Raw genomic sequence first — 18,401 nt, forward strand, 5'->3', positions numbered from 1 at the left:
GTGTGTTTAAGCCCGCTTCATTGCAATAATGTTTTGCTCCATTTGTGCTAGGGCTTTTTGCAAAATAGCCTGCACTTCAGGTTTGCAACTGCCACAGCCCATGCCGGCGCCAGCAGCCTGGCATAGCTGCGGTAATTCTGTATTTCCCGCCTCTATTTTTGCGCGGATATTGCCTTCGCCAACGCCGCCGCAGGAGCAAATAAGTTTACCCAAAACCGTTTCTGCTTTTTTGCCGGAACGGAGCAGTTCCAGTCGTTTTTCAGAAAGTTCAATCTTGTTTTGAATCAGGTCGCGATACTCAAGAAACTCCGACTTGTCGCCGATCAAAATGGCGCCCACCAATCGGTCGTTGTGAATGATGCATTTTTTATAATACCTTTTTGCTTTATCAATAAATACCACCTCTTCATAAGCCGGGTCGCCGTTCGGTATTTCTGCAACGCCAAGTGAGCACAATTCGGTGCCGTGCATTTTTAAAATATTCATCAGCAGCGAACCATCATACACTTGCCCGATGTCGCCGCTCAAGTGTTGTGCAACGATTGCAGCTTGTTGTTCCGCAGCGGCGGTAATGCCATACAGAAACCCGCGGAATTCTGCTATTTCACCAACGGCATAGATATGCGGGTCGGCGGTTTGCAGGTATTCGTTCACCACCACCCCACGTCCGGTGTGCAAACCTGCAGCCCTTGCCAGTTCTACGTTTGGCGTGGTGCCAATGGCAATAACCACGGCCTGGCAAGGAATTCGGATGCCACTTTTTAATACAATTCCGGAAACCGAATTTTCGCCGATAAAGCGGTCTATTTCATCATTATAAAAAATATCGACGCCTTTGTCCACCAGTTCGTCATGGAGCAGTTGGCTGCCCAGTAAATCCAGTTGCCGATCCATTAAACGCGAAATGCGTTGTATAATGGTTACGCCAACACCCACTTCCCGCAGCGAAGCAGCCAACTCAATACCAAGCAGGCCGCCACCAACAATGATCACTTTGCCCTTTTCGGGCTGCACATGGTGGCGAAAATTATCAGCATCAATGCGGCTGCGCATGGTGAAGATGCCCTGCATAGCTGGGATGCTGCGCAACATGGTGGCGCGGCTACCGGTGGCCATCAGCAATACATCGTACGGGTGCATATTGCCGTTGCTGTCGGTTACCGTTTTGCCCTTACGGTCAATGCTTTCAATACTCACACCGCGGTGCAGCCTGATGCCCAATTCGCTTTCTTCTTCGTCGCGCATTTTCACCAGCTGTTGCCATTGTTGTGCGCCGCTGATATAATCGGGCAGCATCACGCGGTTGTAAAATGGAAAAGCCTCTTTGCTGAACACGTCGATCTCGTCCACTTCGTTCAGCTCGCGGTATGTTTTTACAAAGCCAAATGCACCGGCACCGGCGCCGATGACAATGATGCGTTGCTTGGGTTTTTGATACCGCGTTACCTGCACGGCAGCAAACTTAAAATCGGGCTCTTTAGAAATGGGATCAATGCGGCTGCTGGTAATGTTGTTGGCACGGTGCAGGTCGCTGGAAAGGATCTTTCCCCAGTGCATGGGCAAAAACACAACGCCTCGTTTAATGGTGTCTGTTAGTTTTGCTTTTACCCGCACTGTGCCGCGGTTGTTAGAAATTTCAACGAGGCAATTGTCGGTAATGCCACGTCTTGCCGCATCGGCAGGATGCACTTCGATAAATGCGTTTGCGCTGTGTTGTTTCAGCTTGCTCACCTTGCCCGTTTTGCTCATGGTGTGCCATTGGTCGCGGACACGGCCGGTAATGAGGATGAGCGGAAAATCGGGTGTTAGTGGCTCCGAATTGTTATCGTGCGGCGGCGCATGAATAATGGATTTCGATGATGGTGTAAAGAATTTCTTGTCGCTAAATAAGCGGGCTGTTCCAGTGCTATTTTCTTCTTTTTTAAAAGGCCATTGCACACTTCGCAACGCTTCCAGCTTTTGATACGACAGGCCGCTTACGTCAATATTGGTTCCGCTGGTGAGGCGGCAATGTTCTGCATAAATTTCAGAAGGGTGATTATAATGAAAACCGCTGTATCCCATTTTTTGTGCAAAGCGACAAATGATTTCTGCATCGGGCAGGGCTTCGCCGGGTGCATCCACAATTTTGCGCAGCAGCGAAATGCGCCGCTCCGCGTTGGTCATGGTGCCTTCTTTTTCGGCCCATGCAGCAGCGGGAAAGACAACATCTGCGTATTGCAATGTTTCGGGTTTGCTGCTGATTTCCTGCACCACCACAAACTTTGCTTTTTGCAAAGCCGCTTCTGCAAAGCGCACATCGGGCAAACTCACCAGCGGGTTGGTGCACAAAATCCAGATTGCCTTCAGCCGGCCGTCGTGCAGGGCTTCAAACATTTCAGTGGCGGTGTAACCTGGCTTTGCGCCAATGGTGCCGCCGCCCCAAAATTGCTGTACAAAAAGGCGGTCCTGTTCACTGGCCAGGTTGCGGTGTGCGGGCAACAGGTTGGCCAATCCGCCCACTTCGCGGCCGCCCATTGCATTGGGTTGGCCGGTCAATGAAAAAGGCCCGCTACCCGGTTTGCCAATATGGCCAGTAATAAGATTAAGGTTGATCAGGCTTAAATTTTTATTGACGCCGACCACGCTTTGGTTGAGGCCCATGGTCCACATGGTTAAAAAGCCTTTGGCGTTGCCGATGTATTGCGCTGCCAGCCTGATGTTTTCTTCGGGTACGTCGCAGATGGCGGCGGCATCGGCAACAGTTGTTTCCATTACCTTGGCGCTATACGTTTCAAAGCCTTCGGTATGGTTGCGGACAAAATCGAAATCGATATCGCCGTTTTCAATCAGCAGTCGGCCGATGGCATAATGTAATGTAATATCGGTGCCTGGTTTTATTTGCAAATGCACATCGGCGGCTGCGCAGGTTTGCGTGATGCGTGGATCGGAAACAATAATTTTCAATGCGGGATTGGCTGCCTTTGCGGCCTCCACACGCCGCCAGATGATTGGGTGGCACCAGGCCGGATTGGCGCCAGCAATAAAAATGCAATCGGCTGCTTCAATGTCATCATAACAAACCGGCACCGAATCTTCGCCCAGTGCCATTTTGTATGCAGCCACTGCGCTGCTCATGCATAGCCTTGAATTGGTGTCGATATTGTTGGTGCCAATAAATCCTTTCACCAGTTTATTGAGCACATAATATTCTTCGGTAAGGCACTGCCCCGACGCATAAAAACCAACAGAGTCAGGACCATATTTTTTGATCAGGGTTTGAAAGACTGCCACGGTCCGGTCCAGTGCTTCATCCCACGAAGCCCGCTGCCTTGCGGCGCCTTTGCTGTAGCGCATCTCAGGATAGTGCAACCGATCCGATTGGTCCATCACCGTATAGTGCAGGTTCATGCCTTTGCTGCACAACATGCCTTTGTTAACCGGGTGGTCTTTATCGCCGGTTACGGTCAGTTTGCCGTTCCGGTCCTGGTGCACTTCAATGCCGCAGCCAACACCGCAGTAGCAACAAGTAGTTTTATGTGTTTGCGTCATGCCGTTTCAATGGAGTGTTTGGGAAATTGCGATGCTTGGTGACGGCATTATGCAGCCACCGCTTCCGGCATCACATCAGGTGTAGCCCGGGTAACTGCTCTTGGTGCAAAGCGGATGGTCAGAACCAATGCCGCCACTACAACCACCGATACGCCGATGTACCCGAAGGCCTGCACATAAGAGATGCTTTCCATTTTAAATAAAAACCCGAACAACATTCCGCCCAAGTTGCCGCCGGCGCCTACAATGCCGCTCACCAGGCCAACATTTTTTTCGTTAACAAACGGCACAATGCCATAAGTGGCGCCGTTGGCCATTTTTAAAAACAATGCAAAGGACAGCATGGACAAAATGGCCAATGTAAAATTGCCGGCTTGCGCAAACAGGATGATGCCGAAGCCTTCGAGCAGGAGCATGGCGGCCAAAAGAAGTGATTTGCCCCGCATGCCATAACGCAAGCCTATTTTGTCGGAAACAATGCCGCCGAGGGCCCGCGCAAAGATGTTCATGAAGCCAAATACACCGGCCCAAAAACCGGCACCGGATTGCGACAAGCCAAACGTATCGACAAAGTGCAAAGCAGCAATATTGTCGAAGGTAATTTCCATACCAAAGCAAACGGCGTACGCCAGTGTAAGCGCCCAAATGCGTTTGTCGGCCAGCACCGACCAATCCGTTTTCGTGTTGCTCTTCGCTGCGCGGTCTATCTCGTCGAAATTACCTGCAGGAGTGTCCTTGGTGTAGCGTTGGTAGAGCCATGCAGCCAGCAACATCATGCAACCGGGAACGATCATGGCGTAGCGCCAGGCGGCGCCATCGGCATATCCAAAGCCTACAATTGCTGCAAAAATTAACGGCATCACCATGTTGGTGACGCCGCCGCCCAGGTTGCCCCAGCCGCCGGCCACTGCATTGGCCGTGCCTTTGATATTGGCGGCAAACATCATGGATGTGTGGAACTGCGTGATAACAAACGACGCACCAATTACACCGATGGCCGCCCTAAACAGCAGAAAAGTCGTGTAATCCTGAGCAAGACCTACAAGGAATACCGGGAGACAGCCAACAAGCAATAATCGTACGGCGGTTTTTCGTGGTCCCCATGTGTCGCAGAGGCGGCCAATGATCAGCCGGGCGACAATGGTGGAAGATACCGAAACGATAATCAGGTTGCCCACTTGTGCCTTACTTAGTTGCAGATCTTCGCGGATGGTGGGCATTAGTGGCGCCAAGCCAAACCAGCCGAAAAAGCAAACAAAGAACATGAACCAGGTGGTATGAAAGGTGCGCATTTGCACACCTGTTATGCTGAAGATTTGGAGGCGGGTAAGTGGTGTATTTTGGGGTTGCGACATGTAGGAAATGGTTTTGTTTTAAGGAAAACACAGCGGTGCAGTGGATGGGGAACTGCTCACGATTAGCTGTGCATGCAAAGGCAAGGGCATGCTTGAAATGCTTTTTCGAAAGGAGGTTTGTTGCGTTAGGCTTGCATCAATTTGGGTCAATTCAAAAGCAATTAATGCATAATGCGCTCAGAAAGAATAAATAGCCTAACAGTTAAGCTTTGTGCCTGCAAATAGGAGGGGCGCAAAAGACCCGATAAAATCAGCTCTTTTTTCATTTATTTTGATAAGGTTTTAATGATGGGAATTATTAAAATCCAAAGCCCGGCAGGTGGCAGCCTGTCCGGGCTTTACTTTTTCAAAAAAGGTCGGCTTCCCGGTCGGGTACGCCAATGAATACCTTGCCGTTTTCCACCCGCACCGGGTAGGTTTCGATGGCGCCGCAATCGTCGCCACTCATGCAACGGCCATCTACAAGCGAAAATGTTTTTTTATGAAATGGGCAGGCCACTTTAGGCTCGCCGCCTGCTGTGCCAATAAGGCCGCGGCTCAGGGCCATTTGCATGCGGTGCGGACACATGTTTTGCGTAGCGTACCATTCGTTGCGGCGGGTAAAATGAAACAGGGCGATTTGTTGGTCTTTGTATTTGATGCAGACACCGCCGTTACTGGGTACATCAGCTGTGCTGCATGCTGCAAACCAGGTGTATTGTTCCGTAATTGTTGCACTCATTCAATAGGTTTTTAATGATGGGAATATGAACAGAAACCAAGCGGCGAAGAGGAAAGTGGAAGCCGATCTTTTTTGAAACTCAAAACTGCAAATGCCTGGCAGGGCAAAAGGCAATTATGAATTCCAATCGGCAGCTTTCCGCTGGCCACGCATGGTTTCAAATTGTACGGTAGGATCTTTTTCTTCCGGTGCGTTAATGAAGTGGGTAAACCTTTTGCGTAGTTGCGGGCTTTCCACCACTGCTTTCCATTCGCAGGTGTAGTTGTCCACCAAGCCTTGCATTTCCGCTTCAAACTGCGCCGCCATACCAAGGCTGTCATTTACCACCACATTGCGCAGGTAATCGATGCCGCCATCCAGCTTGTTGAGCCAGGTAGCAGTGCGGGTAAGCGGGTCGGCGGTTTTTATGTAAAACATCAGGAACCGGTCGATGTATTTGATGCAGGTTTCGCTGCTCAGGTCGGTTGCTAATAGCTTAGCGTGTTGCGGTTTGGAACCGCCATTGCCGCACACATACAGGTTCCAGCCTTTGTCGGTGGCAATGATGCCGAAGTCTTTTGATTGTGCTTCGGCGCATTCGCGGATGCAGCCTGATACTGCAGATTTTAGTTTGTGCGGAGCACGCAGGCCGCGGTAGCGTTCTTCAATTTGTATGGCAAAACTTACACTGTCGTGCAGGCCAAAGCGGCACCAGGTGGAGCCAACGCAGCTTTTCACGGTACGCAGCGATTTGCCATAAGCATGACCGCTTTCAAAGCCGGCGGCAATCAGTTCCTCCCAAATAGCCGGCAGGTCGCCCAGGTGTGCACCAAACAGGTCAATGCGTTGGCCGCCGGTTATTTTGGTGTATAAGGCATATTTCTGTGCTACCTGCCCAATGGTAATCAGTTTTTCCGGTGTAATCTCGCCGCCGGGGATGCGGGGCACCACCGAGTAGGTGCCGCCTTTTTGGATATTGGCTAAAAACCGGTCGTTCGAATCTTGCGCAGTATCGTTGCCTTTGTCGAGGATCAGGTCGTTCCAAAGAGATGCAAGAATAGAAGCCACTGCAGGTTTGCATACTTCGCAGCCATCGCCGGCACCGAGGTGGTCAAGTGCTTCATCGTAGGTCACCAGGTTTTTTAATTTGATCAGATCAAACAGCTCCTGGCGGGAATATTGAAAATGTTCGCATAATACATTGCGTACGTATTTGCCGCCCTGTTTCATGGTGTGCAGCATCAGGTCTTTCACCATCGGAATGCAGCCACCACAGCCGGTTCCGGCCTTGGTGCATTTTTTAATGGCATCCAGGTTTTCGCAACCGCCTTCCGACACTGCATTGCAGATCTGCGCTTTACTGATGCTTTCGCAACTGCAAATCAGCGCATCGTCGGGCAGCGCCGAAACGCCTGCACCTTCCTGTGCGGCGCCACTGCGGTTGCCCAGTATCAGGTCTTCCGGATTGGGCGGCAGTGCCAGCCCATTTTTAGCAGTCTGCAACAACATGTTGTATGCCGATGCATCGCCCACCAGGATGCCGCCCAGCAGGAGTTTGCCATCGTTGCTTACATTGATGCGTTTGTATATACCTTTTACGGTGTCTTCAAAAATAATAGTGCGGGCTTCTTTGGGCCCAATGAACGGATCGCCAAACGAAGCAACATCAGTGCCTACCAGTTTGAGCTTGGTGCTCATGTCGAAGCCGGTAAATTCTTTGGCACCGCCCACAAGTTGGGTAGCCACCACTTCGGCCATTTCATAGCCCGGTGCTACCAGCCCGTATATCATGCTGCCGTGCAGGGCACATTCGCCAATGGCAAAAATACTCGGGTCGCTGGTTTGCATGTTGTTGTTTACCACGATACCGCCACGTGAACCCACCTCCAGGCCGCATTGTTTAGCCAGTTCATCTCTGGGCTTAATGCCTGCCGATACCACCAGCATGTCGGCATCAATGGCGCTGCCATCGGCAAACGCCAACCCGCTGATGGCATCGCCGCCGGTAATGGCCGCCGTGTTTTTCGACAGGTGAACCTGCAGGCCCAATGCTTCCAATTTCGATTGCAACATTTGCGAGCCGGCTTCATCGATCTGGCGAGGCATGAGGCGGGGTGCAAATTCAATGACATGCGTTGTGGACAAACCCAGATCGAGCAGGGCCTTAGCGGCTTCAAGGCCCAACAGGCCACCACCAATTACAGCGCCTTTACGGGCACGAGGCGCCCAGTGTTGCATCAGCTCCAGGTCTTCAATAGTGCGGTAAATAAACACACCCTGCTTATCCATGCCGGGAATGGGCGGCACAAAGGCGGCCGATCCGGTTGCCAGTACCAGGTAATCGTATGGAAGGGTGATGCCACGGTGAGAGGTAACCGTTTTTTCAATACGTTCGATAGCCTGGATAGGATCGGAGAGGTGCAGCGTTATGCCGTTGTCCTCGTACCACGATTGGGGCGCCATGCTCAAGTCTTCAGCAGTTTTACCTTCAAAAAAACTACTCAGATGCACCCGGTCGTAAGCGGGTCGTATTTCTTCTCCAAAAACGGTAATCTTAACTGAGGGTGCCAGGTTTTTCTGCAACAGTTTTTCGCAAAATTTAAACCCGACCATACCATTGCCGACAACGATGATGTTCATGTTGGAATGATTTAGTTGTGAGATACAATGGCAGGCAAAAGAAAATATTCAAGAGAAATATATCGTTCACTATTTCTCGTTGTTGAGTATAAATTTAATTAACAAATCGTTTAATAGCCAAATTAAATTTTAATTTGAGATGAAAAAACTACCAGTTTCTATATTTATAAATAAATATTTAAATAAATAATATGGAATTAAAACCTCATCCTTTTCTGACATTAGTTGGTGCTGGTCCCGGTGATCCGGAGCTTATTACCCTAAAAGCGATCAAAGCTATTGCATCGGCAAATGTCATTTTATATGATGCGCTGGCAAGCCCGGAACTGCTGTCCCACGCGGCCCCCGGCGCCGTCCGCACTTTTGTAGGAAAACGGTATGGCTGCCATGCGCTGTCGCAACAGGAAATAAATGACCTGATTGTGGAATCGGCCTTTACATATGGGCATGTGGTGCGGCTCAAAGGTGGCGATCCGTTTGTGTTTGGCAGGGCTCAGGAAGAGTTGGAAATGGCCACTCGGCACGGTATCGGCGTAGCGGTGGTGCCGGGTATTTCCAGTGCATTGGCAGTACCGGCTTCGCAAATGATTCCACTCACATGCCGTGGCGTCAACGAAAGTTTTTGGGTAACCACCGGCACTACAAAGGATGGTTCCATTTCTCCGGACATTCACCTCGCTGCGCAGTCTTCTGCTACGGTCATTATTTTAATGGCAATGAGTAAGCTTGAAACCATAGCCGAAATTTTTGCCCAGCACTGGAAGAGCGACACACCGGTTGCGGTGATCCAAAACGGGACGCTGCCCACCGAGCAAATGGTGGTGGGCACGGTTAAGGATATTTATTTCCGGGTGCAGCATGCCGGGCTTACTAATCCCGCAATTATCATTGTAGGTGAGGTAGTAAAACTTCACCCAAGCCAATTGGGTGCACAGGTGCAGGCGCTGGTACAAAAAAAGGAATGGCAGTAACACCATTCCTTTTAAATATGCTTTTGCAAACCGTTGTTATGTGTACTTAATAGCTACTTTTTTGCCGGTCTTTGCAGCTTCATAGATCGCATCAACAATAATCATATCCTTCAGGCCCTCCTCGCCATCTACTGGCACCATGTTCTGTTGGTTGTTCAATATAATGTCGGCCATGCCATCCATTTGCAGAGTTTGGTGCGTAGTGTGCGGCTGTGTAAGCGGCCCCTTGTGTGTGCGGCCCTGGATGGGGCCATAGCCTGTGGCCGGCATCAGTTCGCCAAAGCCGCGTTCGCCATTGACAAAAAAGCGGTCCAGGTTGTTCATGCTGTAAGTAGAAAGACAGGAAGCGGTAGCGCCGCTTGGAAATCCAAACTGGAACGTGATGGTTTCATCCACGCCTTCTTTGAATTTCACCGGGTCGTTTTTTGTTTCCTGTGCCGTTACCCACACCGGGTCTTCGCCAATCATGTAACGGGCACCATTAACCGAATAAATACCAATGTCCATCATGGCACCGCCACCTGCCAGTTTGCGGTTCAGTCGCCACTGCGTAGGATCACCAATGCGGAAGCCCGAAAGCCCCTGGAAGAACAGTGCCTTGCCCATTTCGCCTGATTGGCGCATCCGCACAATCTCGAGGGTTTTGGGTTCAAAATGCAGGCGGTAGCCAATCAGCAATTTTACGCCGGCAGCTTTGCAGGCGGCCACCATTTCGCGGCCTTCTTTTGCATTGATGGCCATGGGCTTTTCACAAATCACATGTTTGCCGGCCTTGGCCACCCGCAGCGTTTGCGGATGGTGCAGCGCATTAGGGGTAATGATGTACACGGCATCAATGTCTTTGTTGTCTTTTATCGCATCAAAGTTTTCGTAGTTGTAGCAGTTTTTTTCGGGAATTCCGTATTTGCGCTGCCAGTCGGTAAGCTTCGATGGGGTGCCGCTGATGGCGCCTACCAGCTTGGCTTTGGTGCAATCTTTCATGGCATCTGCTACCCGGGTGCCATAGCTGCCCAGGCCCATAATGGCTACGCGTAAAATCTTTTGCGGCGCATCGCCGTTTGCTGTTTCCGGGGCAATGCGCCAGTTGATAAATGGAACACTTAAAGCGGTGGCCGTTGCGGCCTGTAAAAAGTTGCGGCGTGATCGCATGGTTGGTATTACGGTTTGGTTGGTGTAAAAACTATGGGCAGAAAGATATTGAATTTATCGCCAATACAAACGGCCCCTTAAATGGCAATGGATTCAATCAGCCCTTTTAGTTTGTCTGCAGATTTTTGCAGCAATTGTTTTTCGTGGTAATTTATGTTCAGCGACAACACTTCTCTAACACCGCTGTGGTCGACAATGCAGGGAACGCCTAAAAACACGTCGCTGATGCCATGATAATCCTGCAGCAGTGTGGATACGTTGAGCACCGAAGCTTCGTTGCGTAAAATGGCGGTGCAGATGCGGTCCAGCGCCAATGCAATGGCATAAAAGGTCGCGCCTTTTGCCTGGATGATCTGGTACGCAGCATCGCGGGTATTGGCAAAAATCTCCTGCTTGTCTTCTTCGCTCAATAATATTTCTGAACCCGCAATATTAGCCAGGCTCCAGAGCGGCAATTCCGAGTCGCCGTGTTCGCCCACAATATGTGCATGCACACTGCGCGGATCAATTTGCATTTTGTCGCCGATTAGGTAGCGCAGGCGGGCACTGTCTAAAATAGTTCCGGAGCCAATCACGCGGTTTACGGGCCAGCCCGATTTTTTCCAGGTAAAATAACTCATGATGTCCACCGGGTTACTGGCAATAAGCAGGATGCCGGTTTGGTTGTATTGCAGCACCTGGTCGGTGATGCTTTCAAAAATGGCCACATTGCGTTTGAGCAGGTCCACCCGCGATTCGCCGGCCCGCTGTGCAGCCCCTGCGGTAATGATAATGATATCGGCATCGGCGCAGTCTTCGTAGCTGCCGGCCCACACTTTTGCTTTGCTGGTAAACGGGATTCCGTGGTTCATGTCCAGCGCATCGCCAATGGCTTTTTCCTTGTTGGCATCGATCAGTACCAGTTCGTCCATGCGGCCGCGCAGCAGCAACGTGTATGCAGTGGTGGAGCCGACGGCACCCACGCCAATTACTACAATTCTTGTTTTTTTAGGCGTATTTTCTATCATCGAAATATTGGTTATCGTTTGGTAAATAAAGTTCGGTTATCCTGCACTGTAAGTATCAATGTGGAGGTGTTTTCTAGATACAATGATTGCACTCCAAGGTAAGTTGCTTCCAAAAGTAATATTCAAAATCGCTGGTATCAGGTCAGGACCAACACTTCACACCGTTATAGTGCTTGGGTGGTTGAGCACCGGAGCTATTGCGAACTCAATTGATCTTTTCAAAAATACGGCACTGCGCAACAGCAAATGCTTGTTTATTGCTGTAGCTGTTTATGTGCACACCATTGTGGTTCATCATTATTAAAATTCAAAAGACTCTGACACTTTTATACATGAAAATGCCTGTGTTTTATTCGACGGATTTCCTGAATAAAACACAGGCTCATGCTACTTTTTTCCGAAAAAAAGATTCGGTGTTTGCAATTAATTCTTCACCAATGGAATGACCTGCTGGCGGCCATTCATCCAACGCACTACAGCACTGTATTGACCAATGGGCAATGAACTCATTTGTAACGGAATATGATTGATGCCGCGGGTCAGGTTAAAGTCGGTGCTGTAATGGGGCACACCACGCGAATCAAACAGCAACACTTTTACCCGTGCAGTGCCAGGCGAGCCAATGCGCAAAGATGTATTGCTGTAAACCGGGTTGGGTGTAGCACCAATATATGCTTCGTTGCTGCAAGGTGAAAGGAATGGCGCACTAGCCACCCGTTCGCCGGAGATGGCCTTTGCCGCAATCCGGAACAACACATCACTGGCGGTGCTGTTGTAATTAAATTGATATGAGGAATGACCACGATCGTTCTGATTGGCCAGCACCACGCCTACAACTTTCCAGTTAGTGCCATCACTACTTTGTTCCAGTTCATACCGGTCGGCGCCGCCGGGCTGTATTGCCACCCAGTTGAGGCTCATTTCATTGTTGCTGCACTGTGCCTGCACCGATGCAAAGCGTGTATCGCGGGGACTGCCCAGGCCGGTATTATACAATGCAGTTTGCCTGCGCATGGCATTGGCTGTGTCGTTCGATCCGTAGTGGCGGGCAAGGTCGCCTTCCATTACTTCAATGCTGCCATTCATGCTCCAGCGCAGTGGCGTACCTGATGCGATGCGTGTATTGCCCTGCGCTGCTGCGTCAAAGCTCAATGCGGTTAAACTTCCCATCAATATCCAGTTCCACATAATCTTCCGTTTAATTACACAATCTACTGTTGGCTCACAGTGGTTGTAAAACCAAAGTCGTGCCGGGTGTGCAACCTAAGCGGAGCAAAAAACTGGGTGTTTTTGTTTAAAAATAAAATGGATTAGGGCGCATTAAACTTCTTCACGCAATATTTCCAACGGCGGCCGGCTCAGTACGGCGCGGCTGTTGAACATACCAATGAGGACGGTAAGCCCCGAAATGGCCAGCGCCACCAGCAACAGCGAACCCCACTGCGGTGTGAAAGCCGTTTCAAAAACATACCTGGCCAGCAGCCAGCTGCCTGCCAGCGACAGTACAATGCCGGCAAGCGCTGCCAGTGCGCCGAGGAAAAAATATTCCAATGCAGTGATCCATAAAATCTGCCGCCGGTTGGCCCCAAGGGTACGCAGCAACACGCTTTCCTGGATGCGCTGGTATTTGCTGATGAGCACCGACGCGATCAGTACCACCAGGCCGGTGATGATGCTGAAACCCGCCATGAACTGGATCACAAAACCCACTTTATCCAACAGCTTATCAATGACGCTTAAAACAAGGCCTAGGTCAATGATGGAAATATTGGGAAACTGGCGAACCACCGCCTGTTGAAAGCGGGCAGCAGCTTCTTTGTTGGGCACCCGTGTCAGCAGCACATGAAATTGTGGGGCAGCTTCCAGCACACCTTTGGGAAACACAACGAGAAAATTGGTTTGTATCCGGTTCCAATCCACAGAGCGAAGACTGCCCACCACTGTATTGATCATGGCGCCTTGCACGTTAAACAACATCGAGTCGCCCACCGAAATATCATTTCGTTGGGCAAAACGTTCTTCCAATGAGATAGGCACAAAGCCGTTCTGGGCATTCGCATTGCCCTGCCATTTGCCACTCGTTATTTTTTCTGCGGCGGTAATGGAGTCGCGAAACGTAACGCGGTATTCGCGGCTAAACAGCCAGCGCTGCATCTTAATCGTGCTGTCCTGCTGCAGGCGGGTTGCGGTAATATCGTTCACACCCTCAAGCCGCATGTTTACAATGGGCACGGTGCCCTGCACCGGCAGACCTTGTGCGGTGGTTAAGGCAATCAATTGCTGCCGCTGTGCGGGTTGTATGTCAAACAGCACCGTGTTGGGCTGGTTCCCACTAGCGGAAAGTTGAACCCGGTTGAGCAGCAGCGATTGGATGGAAAAAAGGGTACAAATAAATGCAGTGCCCAAACCGATGGCCACGATGAGGATAGTAGTTTGATTGTTCGGCCGGAATAAATTGGCCAAACCCTGCCGGCCGATGTAGGGCCACGACTGCGGGAAAAAGCGACGCACTGCCCAAACAAGGAGTGCGGCAATGCCAGCCAGCACTAAAAATGCACCAACAACGCCCAGCGTAAAAGCCAGCGCTTTTCCCCAACCGCCCAATTGGATCCAGCTAAACCCGAATATAAACAGGAGGATCAGCAGGTACACCAGCCATTTCATTTTATCGCGAAACAGCGTGGCCGGCTGCAGCGAAATGCGCAGCGTGTTGAGCGGCGAAATATTGCGGATGGAAACCAGCGGCAGCAGCGCAAACAAGGCCGATATGGTGATGCCCAGCACAATGCCTTGTGCAATAGCCGGCCACGAAATAGATGCATCGATGGTAAAAGGTAAAAACTCCTGCAGCACAGCGGGCAACGCCTGTTGAATGATGGTGCCCAGCACTGCGCCAATGATCGACCCGATTGCCCCAATCACAATGATTTGTAGCAGGTAAATTAAAAACGCCTGGCGGGCCTGTGCACCCAGGCAACGCAACACCGCAATGGCTGCAATTTTTTCCCGCACATAGATATGGATGGCGCTGGCCACACCAATACAACCAAGCAATAATGCGATAAAACTAACCAGGGCAAGGAACTGTGTCAGGTCGGAGAGGGAGCGGTTGGTGTCTTCGCGTTGGCTGGCAACGGTTTCGTAATTCCAGCCTTCGTCTTCAATCACTGGAACCGTTTTTTCTTCAAAAGCTTTTGTGTTCAGCTTTTTCGCCGGTTGCAAATAAAACTTATAATTGATGCGGCTGCCCTTTTGCATCAACCCGGTTTGCGGCAGGTATTGCAAGGGTATATACACTATGGGAGCAACTGCTGCTGAAACACCTGTTTGTCCCGGTGCACCCAACAACTCGCCGGCGATCGCAAACACCAAATTGCCCACCCGCACCGAATCGCCCACTTTCGCGCCAAACTGCAACAACAGCGTTTGGTCAACCAACGCCTGCCGGCCATTGCGAAAGCTGCGGCCTGCGGTGGCGGGCACTGTTTCCAGTTCGCCGTAATAGGGAAAGCCGCCGCTCAATGCCCGCACCTGCACCAGCCGCGAGCCTTCGGTTTTTGGAAAATAAACCATCGAAGTAAAGTTCCGCTCCTCCGACCGTTGGCCGCCAATCGAATCCACCAACTTTTGAATAGCGGGGCTCGGCTCGCGGTTGCCACTGATCTCAAGTTCAACTCCCAATAAGGCCGCGGCTTGTTTGGATACTTCCTGCCGCATGTTGTCGCTCAGCGAGTAAATGGCCACCAATGCAGCAATGCCCAATACGATGGAGGAAACAAAAAGCAGTAGTCGCGACCGGTTTCTGCGGCTGTCGCGCCATGCCATTAACAACAGCCAGGAAAGGTTCCATTTATTGGATGGGTGCATGCTGGGAAAGCTTTTGTAAGCTGCGGTTGAGCGCAGCAAATGAGATGGTTAAGATGCAATGATTTATACAGCGAATGCAGCGTTCAGCGTCGGCTCGTCGGAAACAATGCGACCGCCTTTGATGCGTAAAATGCGGCCGGTTTTATTGGCCAGGTCTAGGTCGTGGGTAACCAGCACCAGCGTAGTGCCCGCTTCTTTATTCAGGTTAAAAATCAGTTCGATGATGCGTTCGCTGGTTTCAGCATCCAGGTTGCCGGTTGGTTCGTCGGCAAACAAAATGCGCGGTTGATTAATAAAAGCCCGGGCCAGCGAAACGCGTTGCTGTTCGCCGCCGCTCAACTGCGTTGGGTAGTGGTGTCCCCGTTCGCCTAGGCCCACACGTTTGAGCAGGTCTAGTGCTTTGTTTTTGATCCCTTTTGCGCCACGCAGCTCCAGCGGCACCATCACATTTTCCAATGCGGTAAGTGTGGGCAGCAATTGAAAGTTTTGAAAAATAAAACCTACATGCTGGTTTCGCACTGCGGCACGCTGGTCTTCGTTTAAGCCATCCAACGCAATACCGTTTAATGCAATAGATCCGGATGAAGCCCGGTCGAGGCCCGCTGCAAGCCCCAGCAATGTTGTTTTACCACTACCCGATGGGCCAACAATCGACATGGTAGCGCCTTCCTCCACCGAAAAGCTAATGTCGTCGAGTACGGTGAGGGTTCGTCCTGCGCTTTGGTATATTTTCCTGACGTTTGTTATGTCGAGTATGGTCGGCATGGTTCGGGGATGATTATTGATTGGAATGAAGAAGCAATGGCGTGTGGCGCCACGTTTCCGATAAAAATAACAGAATAGTTTAATTTCAGTTGTTAGCAAGATGATATAATACGCAATACCAATGATGAAGATGTACTACCGGTTTTTGTTCGCTGCATTTTTAGGAATAATAACAAGCTGCGGCAACAATAGTTCCACAACCAATAATGCCGCTGCGGATACAACTACGAATACGACCCGCAATACAGTGAAAAAGAACATAGTGTTTTTTGGCAATAGCCTTACTGCCGGTTATGGCCTTGCCAGTACTGCTGAAGCATTTCCCGCGGTTATTCAAAATAAAATTGATTCAGCCAACCTGCCGTACAACGTGGTAAATGCAGGCGTGAGTGGCGAAACAACATCAGGCGGGTTGTCACGAATCGATTGGATATTGCAGCAGCCGCTCGATGTGTTTGTTTTGGAACTCGGTGCAAACGATGGCCTGCGCGGCATTCCGGTGGCGCAAACCAAACAAAACCTGCAGGGGATCATTGATAAGGTTCGGGCAAAATATCCCGGGGCGAAAATAGTGTTGACTGGTATGCAGGTGCCGCCTAATATGGGACAAACCTATGCAACCTCATTTGCACAAATTTTCTCGGAACTGGCAAAAGCAAACAATATTGCGCTGGTGCCTTTTCTGCTGGAAGGGGTAGGTGGCGAAGTGGAACTAAACCAGGAAGACGGCATACACCCAACCGCTGAAGGAGCCCGCATACTGGCGCAAAATGTATGGACGGTGCTGCAGCCGATTTTGTAAAAAACAAGTGAGGCCCTGTATGGGCCTCACTATCTACTGTTGGCTTTCAGTACCCCCGGAGTTACGGCTTCGGGAACAAATGACGCAGCCTTTGAATAGAAAACTAAACTAACAACACAGGGCGATAACAACAAGCAGAGCATTGTAAATTTCTTTCCCCGCGGAATGAAACTGCTGAGCAGTTTTTGACACAAATTGATTGCAGCCGATTTTAAGAGGAAGCGCTATCATGCTCAAGATCAGTTTATTTACCGCAAAATCCGCCGCGGCAATTTTGGAACGATATTTTTATCTATCTTTTTGAAAAGTTTACCCTCAACCTTCGCTATATGAAAGTACCTGCAACAAATGCCGCCAACCCAACTCCGGAAGATGCCAACGCAGTAGGCACCCGCGAAATTGTTAAGCGGCACATGGAAGATCCGAATCACCACATCAGCGATGAAGAAATCAGCAAGGTGGTAATTTCTACCGATCACATCAACCTGGAAGAACATCCGCTGGTGAAAGCGCTGGATGGCAAAACGCCATAAGTAGCGCTGCTTTGTACCCCACGGTTGTGCTGCTTGCAGCACAGGGCAGCCTGTACCCTAAAACCGGCTCGTATTATTTTCTCCAGCGTTTTGTTTTTTTGCTTTGGCAGATGCAACTTGCAGGGCCTGGTGCCCTGCTTTTTAATACCAGAACTATATAATGAAATCAAACTACGTTGTTGCCAACAATATACGCCTGCATTATCTCGATTACCAGGGCGACGGGCCCACATTGATCCTGATGCATGGCCTAACTTCCAACGCATTTTGTTTTGAAGGATTGGTGGCACAAGGATTAACAAAAGGCCTACGGATTATTTCAGTTGACCTGCGGGGACGCGGCCTTAGTGATGCGCCGGAGCATGGCTACACCATGGCCGATCATGCAGCAGATATCATTGAATTGATGGATGCGCTGGATATAAGCCGTGCACATGTTGGTGGCCATTCGTTTGGCGCCTGGGTAAGTTTTTACATTGCGGCGCATTATCCCGATCGTGTAGAGAAGCTGGTGTTGATTGATGCGGCTGCACAAATGCATCCCGATATTATGGACATGCTGCGGCCGGTGATGACCCGTTTGGGAAAAACATACACTTCGTTCGATACATATCTTAAAGGTGCTACCAAAGCACCGTTCCTTACTTTTTGGGATCCGGCCATGATGGCTTATTACCAGGCAGATGTGGCCGAAAATAGCGACGGCTCCGTAACGCAGCGCAGCCAACCCGCACATATGACGGAAGCGATTACGCAGGTGTTGGAAGAACCATGGACGGACATCATCAGTGATATTCCTCACCCGGCGCTGCTGTTCAATGCACCGGACCCATATACTTTAGAGGCGCCGCTGCTGCCGGTACCACAGGCATTAGCCACGGTGCAGTTGATGCAAAATTGTACCTATCATGAAATTCGAGGCAATCATTTAACGATGCTGTATGGCGAAGGGGCAAGACAGATTGTAAAAGCAACCCAGGAGTTTATTTAAAGGTTTTCTGCGGCGGATTATTCTTATTGGGATTTTATATGGAAAAAGCCCTATACATGCCTGCTAGTTTTACATGCATGTATAGGGCTT

13 protein-coding genes are annotated in these 18,401 nt (G+C 50.3%); 4 read left to right on the plus strand and 9 right to left on the minus strand.

Annotated features, from left to right (window positions below; genetic code table 11):
* Window positions 1–6 precede the first annotated feature (6 nt).
* The 4 genes from EPD17_RS10760 to nirB form a co-directional block, all read right to left on the minus strand.
* The gene (locus EPD17_RS10760; protein WP_132054104.1) at window positions 7–3,531 is read right to left on the minus strand and encodes a nitrate reductase; all 3,525 of its coding nucleotides are present in this window, start codon (window positions 3,529–3,531) and stop codon (window positions 7–9) included.
* A 47-nt stretch (window positions 3,532–3,578) separates the two neighbouring features.
* On the minus strand, window positions 3,579–4,886 hold the full coding sequence (locus tag EPD17_RS10765) for an MFS transporter (protein ID WP_132054106.1): 1,308 nt from the start codon (window positions 4,884–4,886) through the stop codon (window positions 3,579–3,581).
* Window positions 4,887–5,232: 346 nt separating this feature from the next.
* Window positions 5,233–5,607, minus strand: a complete 375-nt coding sequence (nirD, locus tag EPD17_RS10770; protein WP_132054108.1) for a nitrite reductase small subunit NirD — start codon at window positions 5,605–5,607, stop codon at window positions 5,233–5,235.
* Between the two features lie 114 nt (window positions 5,608–5,721).
* A complete protein-coding gene (gene nirB / locus EPD17_RS10775; RefSeq protein ID WP_132054110.1) occupies window positions 5,722–8,226 on the minus strand; it encodes a nitrite reductase large subunit NirB in 2,505 nt (834 codons plus the stop codon).
* A gap of 191 nt (window positions 8,227–8,417) precedes the next feature.
* On the opposite strand from nirB, the gene cobA reads away from it, so the two are divergent.
* Window positions 8,418–9,197: a uroporphyrinogen-III C-methyltransferase gene (gene cobA / locus EPD17_RS10780; protein WP_132054112.1), complete on the plus strand. Its 780-nt coding sequence runs from the start codon at window positions 8,418–8,420 to the stop codon at window positions 9,195–9,197.
* A gap of 36 nt (window positions 9,198–9,233) precedes the next feature.
* Here the strand turns inward: cobA and EPD17_RS10785 are convergent, their stop codons facing one another.
* The 5 genes from EPD17_RS10785 to EPD17_RS10805 all read right to left on the minus strand — a co-directional run bounded on the left by EPD17_RS10785 (window position 9,234) and on the right by EPD17_RS10805 (window position 15,985).
* Window positions 9,234–10,346, minus strand: coding sequence for a Gfo/Idh/MocA family protein (locus EPD17_RS10785; protein WP_132054114.1), 1,113 nt, complete (start codon window positions 10,344–10,346; stop codon window positions 9,234–9,236).
* 77 nt (window positions 10,347–10,423) lie between these two features.
* The gene (locus tag EPD17_RS10790) at window positions 10,424–11,353 is read right to left on the minus strand and encodes an L-lactate dehydrogenase (RefSeq protein WP_132054116.1); all 930 of its coding nucleotides are present in this window, start codon (window positions 11,351–11,353) and stop codon (window positions 10,424–10,426) included.
* A 423-nt stretch (window positions 11,354–11,776) separates the two neighbouring features.
* The gene (locus EPD17_RS10795; RefSeq protein WP_132054118.1) at window positions 11,777–12,541 is read right to left on the minus strand and encodes a hypothetical protein; all 765 of its coding nucleotides are present in this window, start codon (window positions 12,539–12,541) and stop codon (window positions 11,777–11,779) included.
* A gap of 132 nt (window positions 12,542–12,673) precedes the next feature.
* The gene (locus tag EPD17_RS10800; protein ID WP_132054120.1) at window positions 12,674–15,220 is read right to left on the minus strand and encodes an ABC transporter permease; all 2,547 of its coding nucleotides are present in this window, start codon (window positions 15,218–15,220) and stop codon (window positions 12,674–12,676) included.
* Window positions 15,221–15,283: 63 nt separating this feature from the next.
* Window positions 15,284–15,985, minus strand: a complete 702-nt coding sequence (locus EPD17_RS10805) for an ABC transporter ATP-binding protein (protein ID WP_132054122.1) — start codon at window positions 15,983–15,985, stop codon at window positions 15,284–15,286.
* Window positions 15,986–16,232: 247 nt separating this feature from the next.
* On the opposite strand from EPD17_RS10805, the gene EPD17_RS10810 reads away from it, so the two are divergent.
* From EPD17_RS10810 to EPD17_RS10820, 3 genes are all read left to right on the plus strand, one after another.
* Complete coding sequence (locus EPD17_RS10810; RefSeq protein ID WP_240040591.1) at window positions 16,233–16,787, plus strand: arylesterase; 555 nt, start codon at window positions 16,233–16,235, stop codon at window positions 16,785–16,787.
* Between the two features lie 329 nt (window positions 16,788–17,116).
* A complete protein-coding gene (locus tag EPD17_RS10815) occupies window positions 17,117–17,320 on the plus strand; it encodes a hypothetical protein (RefSeq protein ID WP_123893349.1) in 204 nt (67 codons plus the stop codon).
* A 160-nt stretch (window positions 17,321–17,480) separates the two neighbouring features.
* A complete protein-coding gene (locus tag EPD17_RS10820; RefSeq protein WP_132054126.1) occupies window positions 17,481–18,311 on the plus strand; it encodes an alpha/beta fold hydrolase in 831 nt (276 codons plus the stop codon).
* Window positions 18,312–18,401: the final 90 nt, after the last annotated feature.

Source organism: Pseudocnuella soli (assembly GCF_004347775.1).
Taxonomy (GTDB): Bacteria; Bacteroidota; Bacteroidia; order Chitinophagales; family Chitinophagaceae; genus Flavisolibacter; species Flavisolibacter aquaticus.